The sequence below is a fragment of the Paraburkholderia sp. Ac-20340 genome (genome assembly GCF_017104965.1).
GTDB lineage: Bacteria > Pseudomonadota > Gammaproteobacteria > Burkholderiales > Burkholderiaceae > Paraburkholderia.
In genome coordinates, this window is the sequence record NZ_JAAGPR010000001.1 from 348,152 (window position 1) to 362,922 (window position 14,771).

12 protein-coding genes are annotated in these 14,771 nt (G+C 63.5%); all 12 read left to right on the forward strand.

The window, feature by feature from the left end; genetic code table 11:
* Positions 1-87 precede the first annotated feature (87 nt).
* The 12 genes from G3N59_RS01725 to choW all read left to right on the forward strand — a co-directional run bounded on the left by G3N59_RS01725 (position 88) and on the right by choW (position 14,754).
* On the forward strand, positions 88-1,362 hold the full coding sequence (locus tag G3N59_RS01725) for a serine hydroxymethyltransferase (RefSeq protein ID WP_205980746.1): 1,275 nt from the start codon (positions 88-90) through the stop codon (positions 1,360-1,362).
* Positions 1,363-1,384: 22 nt separating this feature from the next.
* A complete protein-coding gene (locus G3N59_RS01730; protein ID WP_205980747.1) occupies positions 1,385-2,356 on the forward strand; it encodes a dipeptidase in 972 nt (323 codons plus the stop codon).
* 49 nt (positions 2,357-2,405) lie between these two features.
* Positions 2,406-2,948 (forward strand): DUF5943 domain-containing protein, encoded by a 543-nt coding sequence (locus G3N59_RS01735; RefSeq protein ID WP_205980748.1) that lies wholly within the window; start codon positions 2,406-2,408, stop codon positions 2,946-2,948.
* A 132-nt stretch (positions 2,949-3,080) separates the two neighbouring features.
* Positions 3,081-5,144, forward strand: a complete 2,064-nt coding sequence (locus tag G3N59_RS01740) for an NADH:flavin oxidoreductase (protein ID WP_205980750.1) — start codon at positions 3,081-3,083, stop codon at positions 5,142-5,144.
* Positions 5,145-5,147: 3 nt separating this feature from the next.
* Positions 5,148-7,082, forward strand: coding sequence for a (Fe-S)-binding protein (locus G3N59_RS01745; protein WP_205980751.1), 1,935 nt, complete (start codon positions 5,148-5,150; stop codon positions 7,080-7,082).
* Between the two features lie 4 nt (positions 7,083-7,086).
* A complete protein-coding gene (locus tag G3N59_RS01750; RefSeq protein WP_205980753.1) occupies positions 7,087-8,271 on the forward strand; it encodes an electron transfer flavoprotein subunit alpha/FixB family protein in 1,185 nt (394 codons plus the stop codon).
* Positions 8,268-9,056, forward strand: a complete 789-nt coding sequence (locus tag G3N59_RS01755; RefSeq protein ID WP_205980754.1) for an electron transfer flavoprotein subunit beta/FixA family protein — start codon at positions 8,268-8,270, stop codon at positions 9,054-9,056. Before G3N59_RS01750 ends, G3N59_RS01755 begins: the two co-directional genes overlap by 4 nt.
* A gap of 95 nt (positions 9,057-9,151) precedes the next feature.
* Positions 9,152-10,453 (forward strand): aromatic ring-hydroxylating dioxygenase subunit alpha, encoded by a 1,302-nt coding sequence (locus G3N59_RS01760; protein WP_205980755.1) that lies wholly within the window; start codon positions 9,152-9,154, stop codon positions 10,451-10,453.
* Position 10,454: 1 nt separating this feature from the next.
* Positions 10,455-11,594 carry a hybrid-cluster NAD(P)-dependent oxidoreductase gene (locus tag G3N59_RS01765; RefSeq protein WP_205980756.1) on the forward strand — a complete coding sequence of 380 codons (1,140 nt, stop codon included), beginning with the start codon at positions 10,455-10,457 and terminating at the stop codon, positions 11,592-11,594.
* Between the two features lie 124 nt (positions 11,595-11,718).
* Complete coding sequence (locus G3N59_RS01770) at positions 11,719-12,576, forward strand: glycine betaine ABC transporter substrate-binding protein (protein ID WP_205980757.1); 858 nt, start codon at positions 11,719-11,721, stop codon at positions 12,574-12,576.
* A 116-nt stretch (positions 12,577-12,692) separates the two neighbouring features.
* Positions 12,693-13,865 carry a glycine betaine/L-proline ABC transporter ATP-binding protein gene (locus G3N59_RS01775; protein WP_205980758.1) on the forward strand — a complete coding sequence of 391 codons (1,173 nt, stop codon included), beginning with the start codon at positions 12,693-12,695 and terminating at the stop codon, positions 13,863-13,865.
* Positions 13,858-14,754: a choline ABC transporter permease subunit gene (gene choW / locus G3N59_RS01780; RefSeq protein ID WP_205980759.1), complete on the forward strand. Its 897-nt coding sequence runs from the start codon at positions 13,858-13,860 to the stop codon at positions 14,752-14,754. Before G3N59_RS01775 ends, choW begins: the two co-directional genes overlap by 8 nt.
* Positions 14,755-14,771: the final 17 nt, after the last annotated feature.

Consider the following 14,771-nt stretch of genomic DNA (forward strand, 5'->3'; position numbering starts at 1 on the left):
GAGACAAGAATAGAGCCGTCGGAAGCCACGGTTGTGTAGCAAAGCAGCGCCGGGCCGCCCACCCCCATTTATCGTCATGGATGCCCTATGTCGAACTCGCAAGCTTTCTTTTCGCAACCGCTCGCCCAGCGCGATTCCGCGGTGCGCAACAGCCTCCTGAAAGAACTCGAACGCCAGCAGTCGCAGGTGGAAATGATCGCCTCGGAAAACATCGTGTCGCGCGCGGTGCTGGAAGCGCAGGGCTCGGTGCTCACCAATAAATATGCCGAAGGTTATCCGGGCAAGCGTTATTACGGCGGCTGCGAATTCGCCGATGAAATCGAAACGCTCGCCATCGACCGTTTGAAGCAGCTTTTTGGTGCAGGCTTCGCCAACGTGCAGCCCCATTCCGGCGCACAGGCCAATGGCGCGGTCATGCTGGCGCTGGCCAAACCGGGCGATACGGTACTCGGCATGTCGCTGGACGCGGGCGGTCACCTCACGCACGGCGCGAAGCCGGCGCTGTCGGGCAAATGGTTCAACGCGGTGCAATACGGCGTGAATCGCGACACCCTGCGTATCGATTACGAGCAGGTCGCCGAACTGGCCGGGCAGCACAAGCCCAGTCTGATCATCGCCGGTTTTTCTGCTTATCCGCGTGAACTGGACTTCGCACGTTTTCGTGCGATTGCCGATAGCGTGGGCGCGAAGCTGATGGTGGACATGGCGCATATCGCCGGCATCGTCGCGGCGGGCCGTCATGCGAACCCGGTCGAGCACGCGCATGTGGTGACGTCGACCACGCACAAGACCTTGCGCGGCCCGCGCGGCGGCGTGGTGCTGACCAACGACGAAGACATCGCGAAGAAGATCAACTCCGCCGTGTTTCCCGGCCTGCAGGGCGGCCCGCTCATGCACGTGATCGCCGGTAAGGCGGTGGCGTTCGGCGAAGCGCTCGACCCAAGTTTCAAAACCTACATCGACAATGTGCTGGCCAATGCGGCCGCGCTGGGCGAGGTGCTGAAGGCCGGTGGCGTCGATCTGGTCACGGGCGGCACGGATAACCATCTGCTGCTGGTCGATCTGCGTCCCAAGGGTCTCAAGGGCACCCAGGTCGAGCAGGCGCTCGAGCGCGCCGGCATTACCTGCAACAAGAACGGTATTCCCTTCGACACGGAAAAGCCCACGGTGACGTCCGGCATTCGCCTGGGTACGCCAGCGGGCACGACGCGCGGTTTCGGCGTGGCGGAATTCCGCCAGATCGGTGCGCTGATTCTGGACGTCTTCGACGCGCTACGGGCGCATCCCGAGGGCGACCCGGCCGTCGAACAACGCGTGCGCCGCGAGATTTTCGCGCTCTGCGAACGCTTTCCCATCTATTGAGACCCCACGGAGCATAACCACGATGAGCACCCTGCACGACAACAGCATCATCATCGACGGCCTGAATATTTCGAAGTTCGAGCGCTCCGTGTTCGAGGACATGCGCAAGGGCGGCGTCACCGCCGTCAATTGCACGGTTTCGGTCTGGGAAGATTTCCAGAAGACGGTCGATAACATCGCCGAGATGAAGCAGCAGATCCGCGAATACAGCGAGATCCTCACGCTCGTGCGCACGACCGACGACATTCTGCGTGCGAAAAAAGAAAACAAGACCGGCATTATTTTCGGCTTCCAGAATTCGTATGCCTTCGAGGACAACCTTGGTTATATCGAGGTGTTCAAGGAACTGGGCGTGAATGTGGTGCAGCTTTGCTACAACACGCAGAACCTGGTGGGCACGGGTTGTTATGAGGCGGACGGCGGTCTTTCCGGTTATGGCCGCGAAGTGATTCAGGAAATGAACCGCGTGGGCATCATGGTCGATCTCTCGCACGTGGGCGGCAAGACTTCGTCGGATGCGATTGCGGCGTCCAGAAAGCCGGTCACATATTCGCATTGCTGCCCCTCGGGTCTCAAGGAGCATCCGCGCAACAAGAGCGACGAACAGCTGAAGGAAATCGCGGACGCCAATGGTTTCGTGGGCGTGACGATGTTCGCGCCGTTCCTCAAGCGCGGCGCAGACGCGACCGTCGAGGATTACCTGGAAGCAATCGAATATGTGGTCGATCTGATTGGCGAGGACCGCGTGGGGATCGGCACGGACTTTACGCAAGGTTATACGACCGAATTCTTCGACTGGATCACGCACGACAAGGGCCGTTATCGCCGTCTGACGAATTTCGGCAAAGTGGTGAATCCGGAAGGCATTCGCACCATCGGCGAATTTCCGAATCTGACTGCGGCGATGGAGCGGGCAGGCTGGAGCGAATCGCGTATCAGGAAGGTGATGGGCGAAAACTGGCTGCGCGTATTCGGCGAAGTCTGGAACGTCTGAAGCACCGCGCTTTTCAAGCCTTTAAAAACCCCACGATCAGGAATACACGATGCAACCGCAACTGCCCATCGACGTGAACCCGGAAACCGGCGTCTGGACCACCGACGCGCTGCCGATGCTCTACGTGCCGCGTCACTTCTTTACCAATAACCACACCGCCGTGGAAGAAGCGCTGGGCCGCGATGCCTATGCGGAGATTCTTTACAAGGCCGGTTATAAATCGGCGTATCACTGGTGCGCGAAGGAAGCCGAAATACACGGCATCGAAGGCATGGCGGTTTTCGAGCACTATCTGAATCGTCTTTCGCAGCGCGGCTGGGGTCTCTTCAAGATTGTCGAAGCCGATCCGGCCAGCGCCCGCGCGCGCATCGAACTGCGTAATTCGTCTTTCGTGCTGGCGCAACCGGACAAGCACGGCACGGACGAAAAGCTTTGCTATATGTTCGCCGGCTGGTTTGCGGGCGCGATGGACTGGGTCAACGACACGGTGCCGGGCGGCAAGAGCGCACCGCGCGCGCAGTCGCGCGAAGTGCGTTGCGCCGCCGAAGGCCACGCGCATTGCGTGTTCGAAGTGTCGCCGCTCACGGCCTGAGACGCCTGCGCAGAACCTGAGAAGAACACGGCATGCGAATCGATAAGCATGCCAAATTAAAAAAGCCTGGCCGCAACAACAAATTCGCAACAATAAGCTCGCAATACAACTGAACACCTGAGGTCGTCCGCGATGCGTTATCCCAATCTGTTCAAGCCCCTGACGCTCAATCAGCTCACGCTGCGCAACCGCATCGTCAGCACCGCCCATGCCGAGGTCTACGCGGAGCCGGGCGGCCTGCCGGGCGACCGCTATATCCGCTATTACGAGGAGAAGGCCAAGGGCGGCGTGGGTCTCGCCATCTGCGGCGGCTCCAGCCCGGTGTCGATCGACAGCCCGCAAGGCTGGTGGAAGTCGGTGAATCTTTCGACCGATCGCATTATCGATCCGCTTTCGCGGCTGGCCGAAGCCATGCATCGCCATGGCGCGAAGATCATGATTCAGGCCACGCATATGGGCCGCCGTTCGGCGTTTCATGGCGAACACTGGCCGCATCTGATGTCGCCTTCGGGCATTCGCGAACCGGTGCACCGCGGCAACGCCAAGATTATCGAGGTCGAGGAAATCCGCCGCATTATCGGCGACTTCGCGACGGCCGCGAAACGCGTGCAGGACGCGGGCATGGACGGCATCGAGATTTCGGCGGCGCACCAGCATTTGATCGACCAGTTCTGGAGCCCACGCACCAACTTCCGCACCGACGAATGGGGCGGCTCGCTCGAAAACCGTCTGCGTTTTGGCGTCGAAGTGCTGCAGGCCGTGCGCGAAGCCGTGGGCAAGGACTTCTGCGTGGGCCTGCGCATGTGCGGCGACGAATTCCACGAAGACGGTCTCGATCACGAACAGTTGAAAGAGATCGCCCAGGCGATGTCCGAAACCGGTCTGATCGATTATCTCGGCGTAATTGGTTCGGGCGCGGATACGCACAACACGCTCGCCAACTGCATGCCGCCGATGGCGCTGCCGCCCGAGCCTTTCGTGCATCTCGCAGCCGGTATCAAGTCGGTGGTGAAACTGCCCGTGATGCACGCGCAAAGCATTCGCGATGCAGGTCAGGCCGAGCGTCTGCTGGCAAGCGGCATGGTCGATCTGGTGGGCATGACACGCGCGCAGATTGCCGACCCGCATATGGTCATCAAGATCCGCGACGGCCGCGAAGACGAAATCAAGCAGTGCGTGGGCGCGAATTACTGTATCGACCGCCAGTACAACGGCCACGACGTGCTGTGCGTGCAGAACGCGGCGACCTCGCGCGAAGCCACCATGCCGCATGTGATTGCGCGCACGCGTGGTCCGAAGCGCAAGGTCGTAGTGGTGGGCGCGGGCCCCGCCGGGCTGGAAGCGGCGCGCGTGGCGCGGCTGCGCGGCCACGATGTCGTGCTGTTCGAAAAGGGCGATGCGGTAGGCGGGCAGATTCTGCTGGCCGCGAAGGCGCCGCAGCGCGAGCAGATGGCCGGCATCGTGCGCTGGTTCGATATGGAAACGAAACGCCTGGGCGTGGATCGCCGTCTGGGTGTGGCCGCCGATGAAGCCACCATCTTCGCTGAGCAGCCCGATATCGTTGTGCTCGCAACCGGAGGGTCGAGTTTCACGCAACAGGTGCCGGCATGGGGCGTGGAAGAAGGCCTCGCCGTGAGTTCGTGGGACATTCTTTCGGGCCGCGTGGAGCCGAAGCAGAACGTGCTGATCTACGACGGCGTGAGCACGCATGCAGGCGCGGGTGTCGCCGATTTCATCTCGAGCCGCGGCTCGAATGTGGAGATCGTCACGCCCGACGTGAAAGTGGCCGACGACGTGGGCGGCACGACCTTCCCGATTTTCTATCGCCGCCTTTACGCGCAGGGCGTGATTCACACGCCGAACTACTGGCTCGACCGCGTGTACGAAGAAGACGGCAAGAAAATCGCCGTGCTGCGTAACGAGTACACCGAGGAGCAGGAAGAGCGCGCCGTCGATCAGGTGGTGATCGAGAACGGCAGCACGCCCAACGACGCGCTGTACTGGAAGCTCAAGCCGGAATCGCTCAATCGCGGTCAGGTGGATGTGCACAAGCTCTTTGCGGCCGAACCGCAGCCGTGCCTGTCCGAAGAACTCGGCAATGGCCGCTTCCTGTTGTTCCGTGTGGGTGACTGCATTTCCATGCACAACATTCACGGCGCGATCTACGATGCGCTGCGTCTCGTCAAGGACTTCTGAGCCATGAAGCCTGCCTACCTCATCACCGCGCTGCTGTGGCTTTCGATGGCGGGCCTTGCGTTCGCCGTCGCGAAGCGCGCCGCTTACTGGCGTCTCGGGCGTGCAGTGGCGCCCGGCGCTTACGGGAAATTCGGCGTCGGCAATCTGTTCAGTATTCCGAAGCGTTATTTCGTCGATCTGCATCATGTGGTGGCACGCGATCCGTATATCGCGAAGACGCACGTGGCCACGGCGGGCGGCGCGATTGGCGCGCTCGTGCTGGTGTTCGTCAACTACGGTCTCGCGATCTATTCGCCCTGGCTCGACAAGCTGATTCTGCTGGCCGCGCTGGCGATGCTGGTGGGCGCGGTGTTCGTGTGGCGTCGCCGTCATGCGAAGCAGGTGCCCGCACGTCTGTCGCGCGGGCCGTGGAATACGCTGCCGTGGATGCTGGGCGCGTTCGCGCTGGGCATTGCGCTGTACACGGCGGTGCCGGCGGGCGCGATGTCGGGCGCGTTTGCGCTGATCTGCGCGCTGCTGATCGTGATCGGCGCTTACACCATGACCTTCGGCGCGGCGCAGGGCGGGCCGATGAAGCATGCGGTCGCCGGTCTGCTGCATCTGGCGTTTCATCCGCGCCAGGAGCGTTTTTCTGCGAATCGCACCGACTGGACCGGCGAAGGCCGCGCCACGCCGCCCACCGCGCTCAAGCTGCCCGACATCGAGCAGCAGGAATATGGCGTCGCCAGGCCGGTGGAATTCCGCTGGAACCAGTTGCTGAGCTTCGACGCCTGCGTGCAGTGCGGCAAGTGCGAAGCCGCGTGCCCGGCCTTCGCGGCGGGCCAGCCGCTCAATCCCAAGAAGCTGATTCAGGATCTGGTCACGGGCATGGCGGGCGGCACGGATTCCGCCTACGCGGGCAGCCCGACGCCGGGCATTCCCGTCGGCCGTCACGGCGGTCAGCCCGATGGCCCGATCGTCGCGGGTCTGATCGAGGCGCAGACGCTGTGGTCCTGCACCACCTGCCGCGCCTGCGTGCAGGAGTGCCCGATGCTGATCGAGCACGTGGACGCCATCGTCGATATGCGCCGCAACCAGACGCTCGTGCACGGCACCGTGCCCGGCAAGGGCCCGGAAGTGCTCGCCAATCTGCGCGAGACTGGCACGATGGGCGGGCACGACAAGGCCGCGCGTTACGACTGGTCCGTCGATCTGGATGCGCCCATCGCGCAGCCCGGCAAGCCGGTCGATATCCTGCTGGTGGCCGGTGAAGGCGCCTTCGACATGCGTTATCAGCGCACGCTGCGCGCGCTCGTCAAGGTGCTCAACAAGGCGGGCGTCGATTACGCCGTGCTGGGCGCGACCGAAAGCGATACGGGCGACGTGGCCCGCCGTCTGGGCGACGAAGCGACCTTCCGCCAGATGGCGCAGCAGATGATGGGCACGCTCGGCACGCTGCAATTCGGCCGCATCGTCACCGCCGATCCGCACGTCATGCACAGCCTGCGCAATGAATATCGCGCACTGGGCGCGCGCTACGACGTGCTGCATCACACCACGCTGCTCGCCGAGCTTGCCGATAAAGGCCGGATCGCGCCGAAAGCGCTCGAAGCGCTGCGCGAGAAGCGCACGACGTATCACGATCCCTGCTATCTGGGCCGCTACAACGGCGAAACCGAAGCGCCGCGCAAGCTGCTCAAGAGCATCGGTATTCGCGTGGTGGAGATGGAGCGCAACGGCATGCGCGGACGCTGCTGCGGCGGCGGAGGCGGCGCGCCGCTGACCGATATCCCCGGCAAGCAGCGCATTCCCGATATCCGTATCGCCGACGCGCGCGCCGTGGGCGCAGACGTCGTAGCGGTCGGCTGTCCCAATTGCACGGCGATGCTCGAAGGCGTCGTGGGCCCGCGCCCCGAAGTCCTCGACGTGGCCGAACTCGTCGCCGCCGCGCTGGAGTGAGCCGATGAACGCCATCAAACGAATCGATCCGCGCCGGCCTTTCATCATTACCGTCGATGGACTGCGGCGCATCACCCTGGGCGAAGCCGGTAGCGCCGATCTCAACGCCTTGCAACGCGCCTCGCACGGTCACGGCGCAACGGCGGCGAAGCCGCGCCGCGAAGTGCGCGAGCGCAAGCACGTGCTGCTGGTGGTTGCGCATAGCGAACGCGGCGCGCTCGACGATCACGCTTGTCAGACGATTGCCGCCGCCGCCTTGCTCGCCGATGCGCAAACCGAAGTCGCGCTGCTCGCTTTCGGCGACGTGAAGGACGATGTGGCTGCGCTCGGCGTGGACAAGCTGATCGAATTGCCGGGCTTCGAGCGCCGGGCCTTTGCGCCCGAAAGCGAATTGCGCGCGCTGCAGGCTTGCGCGGCGGCGCTGGCGCCCAGTCACGTGCTGCTGCCCGACAACGCAACCGGCGATGGCGATCTGGGCCGTCGCTATGCGGCTGCGGCCGGCGCCAGCGTGGCCACGCATGTGGTGGAAATCGACGCGCAGCATGTGGGCGTCTATGAACAGGCCAAACGGGCTTTCGCCACGCGCGCATTGCCCGAGGTGATGCTGCTCGCGCCCAATGCGGTGGAAGCGAAGCTGCCGTTCGTAGGCGCAGGCGAGCGGCTGGCGGGCGATTTCATCCGTCCGGCCAGTGCGATTGCTCAGGCGTATCGCGATCTCGGTCTGGAGGAGATCGACGCGGCGCAGGTCGCGCTGGAAGAGGCCGATTTCATCGTCTCGGCGGGTAATGGCGTGAGCGATGTGGCGGCGTTCGAGAAGCTCGCGGGGGTATTCGGCGCGGCGATCGGCGCGAGCCGCGTCGCGGTCGATAACGGCCATTTCGCGCGCGACAAGCAGGTGGGCGCGACCGGCAAGACCGTGGAAGCGAGCGTCTATATCGCCTTCGGCATTTCCGGCGCCGTGCAGCATTTGCAGGGCATCAAGGACTGCCGCCACGTGATCGCCGTGAATACGGACGCCAGCGCGCCCATCGCCAAACGCGCGAATCTCACCGTGGTGGGCGATGCGCAGGCGACCATCGCCGCCTTGATCGCGCAGGTGCAGGCCGCCCGCGCGGCGCGTGCACGCGGCGAGGTCGAGACTGAAGAACGCAAGCCCGCAGAACGCAAGCCCGCAGGAGTGGCCGCATGAACGCCAAGGTAAAACTGCAACGTATCGCCGTGCTGGTTTCGACGGGGCGTCATCCCGTGAGCGGCACGCCGCGCTATAGCCGCAACGACGCGGCCGCGCTCGAACTCGGCCGCAAACTTGCGCAGCGCCACGGCGCGCAACTCGATGTGATCCACGCGGGGGACCCGGCCGATCCGGCCTTGCCCGACTATCTGGCGCTGGGCGCGCAGCAGGTGGACGTGCTGCCGTGCACGCCGGAAGACGACGCCGCCCAGGCGCTCGCCGCGCGCGTGCGCGATCACGATCTCGTGCTGACCGGCACGCGTGCGGAAGGCGCGTACGACAGCGGCATGCTGCCGTACCGCGTGGCTGCGCTGCTGGGCCGCGCGCTGGTGGGCGCGGCGGTCGATCTCGAAGTCGATGACGGCAATGCGCGCGTGCGCCAGTTCCTGCCCAAAGGTCTGCGCCGCCGCGTGGAGGCCGCGCTGCCAGCCGTGGTGGCCGTGCATCCGCTCGCCGAGGTGCAGCCCGCTTACGCCTATGCGCGTCTGCGCGCCGGTTCGGTGCAGCGTGCCAGCGCGGGCGCACGCGTTCCCAATGCCGATGCCGCCGCCTGGCTATCCGGCCCCGTCACGCGCAAGCCGGTGAAATTCGCCGCTGCCGAACGCCGCTCGGGCCACGCCCGCATGCTGGGCGCGACCACCACGGAAAGCCGTGGCGGGAACGTCGTAAATGCGGGGAGTTCGGTCGAAAAAGCACAAGTGATCCTTGCGTATTTGCGCGAGCATCAACTCATCGATTACTGATTTCAGCGGGCGCCAGCCGCCCGGATGAAGCAGACCCAGAAGCAGATCCAAAGCAAGACAGACACGCACCCAGGACGAAGAATCCGGAGCACACGATGAACGTATCGGCAGAAGTATCGGCAAATGCAGTGGCGCAGGCGCGCGCGCTGGTGGAGCGGCGCAAGGCGGGTTACAGCCTCGAAGCCCCTTTTTATCTGAGCGAGGAGATTTTCGCGCTCGATATGCAGGCGATTTTCAGGGAACACTGGATTCAGGTGGCCGTCGAGCCGGAGCTTCCCGAGCCGGGCGACTATGTGACGGTGGAGCTCGGTAAAGACTCGATCCTGATCGTGCGCGACGACGACATGCAGGTGCGCGCGTTTCACAACGTCTGCCGCCATCGCGGCGCGCGTCTGTGCAACGAGGAAAAGGGCACGGTGGGCAATATCGTCTGTCCGTACCATAGCTGGACCTATAACCTGAACGGCGATCTGATGTTCGCCGAACACATGGGCGAGCAGTTCGACCGCTGCAAACACAGCCTCAAGAGCGTCCATGTGCAAAACCTGGCAGGCCTGATCTTTGTCTGTCTCGCCGACGAACCGCCCGCCGATTTCGATCTCATGCGCGCCGCCATGGAGCCTTATCTGCTGCCGCACGATCTGGCCGGTTGCAAGGTGGCGGCGCAGGTCGACATCATCGAAAAGGGCAACTGGAAGCTGGTGATGGAGAACAATCGCGAGTGCTATCACTGCGTCGCGAACCATCCCGAACTGACGATTTCGCTCTACGAATACGGCTTCGGCTATCAACGTTCGGCCGCCAACGCGGAAGGCATGGACGCTTTCGAGCGCACCTGCGAAGAGCGCGCGCAACAGTGGGAAAAACTCGACCTGCCTTCGGTCGAAATCGAAAAACTGCTGGACGTGACCGGCTTTCGCACGCAGCGCCTGCCGCTCGACCGCAGCGGCGAATCGCAGACGCTCGACGCCAAGGTGGCCTCGAAGAAACTGCTCGGCGAATTCCGCAACGCCGATCTGGGCGGCCTCTCGTTCTGGACGCAGCCAAATTCCTGGCATCACTTCATGAGCGACCATATTGTGTCGTTCTCGGTGATTCCGCTTTCGGCTGGCGAAACGCTGGTGCGCACGCGCTGGCTCGTGCATCAGGACGCGCGCGAAGGGATCGATTACGACGTGGCGAATCTCACGGCGGTCTGGAACGCAACCAATAACCAGGACCGCACGCTGGTGGAATATTCGCAACGCGGCGCGGCCAGCAGCGCGTACGAGCCGGGTCCGTATTCGCCCTTTACGGAAGGACTCGTCGAAAAATTCTCGGCCTGGTATGTGGGCCGTCTTGCCGCGGCGCTCGAGCGCAAGCGGACCATTCCCCTGCGCGTGGAAAGCGGAGTCTGACATGATGCGAGATGCGGCCCAATTCGATCCCGCGGATAGCCGCGTGACGCGTCCGGCGTTCTGGGGTGCGTTGCCGGAGAAGTGGACGAGCGATGTCGAGGAAACGCTGGAGTGCTGTCATGTGCGGCAGGAAACGCATGACGTAAAGAGTTTTTTCCTGCGCTCGCCGCAAGGCCGCACGTTCTCGTTCGAGCCGGGCCAGTTCGTGACGCTCGAACTGGAGATCGACGGCGAAGCGGTGAATCGCTGCTATACGGTTTCATCGTCGCCCGCGCGGCCGCATACGATTTCGATAACCGTCAAGCGCGTGCCCGGCGGCAAGGTCTCGAACTGGCTGCACGATAACCTCATGCCCGGCGCGTCGATCCGCGTCCTCGGGCCGGCGGGCGAATTCACCTGTGCGCGCCACGCCGCGCCCAAATATCTGTTTCTGTCGGCGGGTTCGGGCATTACGCCCTTGATGTCGATGAGTCGCGCGTATCACGATCTGGCCGAAGATCGCGACATCGTATTCGTGCACAGCGCCCGCACGCCCGACGATGTGATCTTCGCGCGCGAACTCGAATTGATCGCCGCGAGCCATACGAGTTTTCGTACTTCTTTCGTGTGCGAGCGCGTGGGCGCGCGCACGCATTGGGCGGGTGTCACGGGCTTTCTCACGCTGCCTTTGCTCAAGCTGATCGCGCCGGATTTCATGGAGCGCGAAATCTTCACCTGCGGTCCGGCGCCTTATATGAAGGCCGTACGCGATCTGCTCGCCGAAGCGGGCTTCGCACGCGAGCGCTATCACGAAGAGAGTTTTTCGTTCGAGACGCTGGCGGCCAACGATGTGCCGTTGAGTGCGCCGGAGGAAAAGAGCAATGCAGCCAATGAAACCTCGACCTTCACGGTGACGTTCGCCAAAAGCCAGCGCGAGATCAGTTGCGGTTCGCATCAGCCGGTGCTGGCGGCGGCGCGCGAAGCGGGCGTGCGTCTGCCCGCGTCGTGCACTCAGGGTATGTGCGGCACCTGCAAGGTCAAGCTCGTCTCCGGCGAGGTGGAGATGAAGCACAACGGCGGGATTCGCCAGCGGGAAATCGATCAGGGCATGGTGCTGCTGTGCTGCAGCACGCCGCGCTCGGACCTCGTCGTCGATAAATAAATCGGCTTATGCGCACCACGTCGCGGCTGGACAAGATCGCGTCGGAAAACAACGGTATCGACCATTTGTGACGGGTGAATCTGGAGGTGTGGGGCGCTCATCGCCCGGAACTCAGGAGACTGCCGTGAAGCTGCTTGCGAAATTGTTGGGCATGGGTGTGGTGTCGGTGGCCTTGAGCGCGGCAGCGCTCGCGGACAGCAAGCCGACGCTGAAAATCGGCTACGTCGAAGGTTGGGACGACAGCGTGGCGACCTCGAACGTGGCGGCGCGCATCATCGAAAAACGCCTCGGTTATCAGGTCGAACTCGTGCCGGTGGCCGCCGGCATCATGTGGCAGGGCGTGGCGCGCGGCGATCTGGACGCCACGCTCTCCGCCTGGCTGCCGGTCACGCAGGGCGCGTACTGGGATCAGTTCAAGGGCAAGGTGGTCGATCTGGGCACCAACTTCCCGGGCGCGAAAATCGGCCTCGTGGTGCCGCAATACGTCACCGCCAAAAGTATCGACGATCTCAATGCACAGAAGTCGGCGTTCGCGGGACGCATCGTGGGTATCGACGCCGGTGCGGGCGTGATGGCCAAGACCGATCAGGCGATCAAGCAATATGGTCTGAACTATTCGGTCATGCCCAGTTCGGGCAGCGGCATGACGGCGGAACTGGCGCGCTCGGTCAATGCCAACAAGCCGGTGATCGTCACGGGCTGGACGCCGCACTGGATGTTCGCCAAGTACAAGCTGCGCTTTCTCGACGATCCCAAGAATGTCTTCGGCGCCGCCGAGCACGTGGACAGCGTCGTGAATCCGGGGCTGGAAACCAAGGCGCCGCCGGTGATTGCGTTCCTCAAGAAGTTTCAATGGAAGCCGGGCGAGATCGACAGCGTGATGCTGGCGATCCAGAACGGCACCAAGCCTGAAGCCGCCGCGGATAGCTGGATTGCCGCGCACGGCGAACGCGTGCAGGACTGGGTGGCATCGACGCAATAAGGCCGCGCGTCAAGGTCATTCAATCAGGCATCCGAAACGTGTCGCTGCGCGCTGCGCCGGCATGGCTGTTCAGACACAGTGCGGGCCGGCGCCTGCATCACGAGGAGATGGACTCCATGAAATCCCCCAAGATCGTGGTCGACGGACTCTGCAAGGTGTTCGGGCCCAATCCCAAGCTCGCGCGCGAGATGCTGGCGCGCGGTGCGACCAAGGACGACCTGTTTCGCCAGACCGGTTATGTTCTGGGCGTCAACAATGCGAGTTTCGAAGTCCACGAAGGCGAGATTTTCGTGCTGATGGGGCTGTCCGGCTCCGGCAAATCCACGCTGATCCGTCTCATCAACCGGCTGGTCGAACCCACGGCGGGCCGCGTGGTGATCGATGGCCGCGACATTGCGGCGGTGCGTAAATCGGAACTGGTGTCGCTGCGCCGCACCGACATGAGCATGGTGTTCCAGTCCTTCGCGCTGATGCCGCAGCGCACCGTGCTGTCCAACGCGGCGTTCGGTCTGGAAGTGGCGGGCGTGAGCCGCAAGGAGCGCGAGAAGCGTGCGCTGGACGTGCTGGAGCAGGTGGGCCTTGCGGCCTTCGCACACAAGCTGCCCGCCGAACTCTCCGGCGGCATGCAGCAGCGCGTGGGCCTTGCGCGTGCGCTGGCCGTGAATCCTTCGCTGATGATCATGGACGAAGCGTTTTCCGCACTCGACCCGCTCAAGCGCAAGGAAATGCAGAACGTGCTGCTGCAACTGCAGAAGGAGCAGCGCCGCACCATCATGTTCGTTTCGCACGATCTGGAAGAGGCGCTGCGCATCGGCAGCCGCATCGCCATCATGGAAGGCGGGCGTATCGTGCAGATCGGCACCCCGCGCGAGATCATCAGTCATCCTGCCGATGACTACGTGCGCGCTTTCTTCGATGGCGTGGACACCAGCCGTTACCTCACCGCAGGCGATCTGATGCAGGCCGAGCGCGTGCCGCTCGTGCGCTCGCTCGACGCCACCAGCGTGGCGGCCTCGCTCAACGGCAGCGCCGATTACGCCTTCGTGCTGGACGCCGAACGCCGGATCAGCGGCTTCGTTACGCGCGACGCGATTGGCGTGGCCAAACCGCAGGTCAAGAAGATCGAATGCATCTCGCGCGGCGCGCCGCTCGAACAGGTCGTGTCGCGCGTGTGCGCGAATCCGGTGGCCCTGCCGGTGGTCGACGAAGAAGGCCGCTTCTGCGGTTCGATCGACCAGGCGGCCGTCCTCAAGGTCATGATGCGCAACGGGAGTCACCACCATGTCTGAGATCATTCCGCTTGGCCGCTGGGTGGACCAGTCGGTTCACTATCTGCTCGACCACGACGCCAATACCTTCGACACCATTGGCCGTGCCATCGAGAGCTTCGCAAAACTCATCGAACAAGGTCTGCAAGGCATTCCCATGCCGATGCTGATGGCGATTTTCGTGCTCGGCGGTCTGTGGCGCGTGGGCTGGCGTTTCGCCGCATTCGCGCTGGCTTCGCTGCTGCTGATCTACGCCACGGGCTTCTGGGATCAAACCGTCGTCACGCTCGCGCTGACGCTGTCATCGACGCTGATCAGCCTCGTGCTGGGCGTGCCGCTGGGCATCTGGACCGCGAAGAGCAAGGTCGTGCAAACCGTCGTGCGGCCGATTCTCGACCTCATGCAGACCATGCCCGCCTTCGTCTACCTGATTCCGGCCGCGATGCTGTTCGGTCTGGGCCGCGTGCCGGGCATTCTGTCCACGGTGATCTTCGCCATGCCGCCCGCCGTGCGCCTCACGAGCCTGGGGATTCGCCACGTCAACCGCGAGATCGTGGAAGCGGGGCAGGCATTCGGCTGCACGCCGTGGCAACTGCTCTACAAGGTGCAGTTTCCCAATGCACTGCCGTCGATCATGCAGGGCGTGAACCAGACCATCATGATGGCGCTGTCGATGGTGATTATCGCGTCGATGGTGGGCGCGGGCGGTCTGGGTAACGATGTGCTCGCGAGTATCCAGCGCCTCGATATCGGCCTGGGTTTCGAAAGCGGTCTGTCGGTCGTGCTGCTGGCGATCATTCTGGACCGCATCACCGAGAGCTTCGGGCGCGCGCCCGGCGCCGCCAAAGCGCCGCTGTTCTCGGGCCTCAAGCAGGTGTTCCGCGTGCGTGCAGTGCCGGCCGAGGCTTGATCGATCCGTAGTGGGGC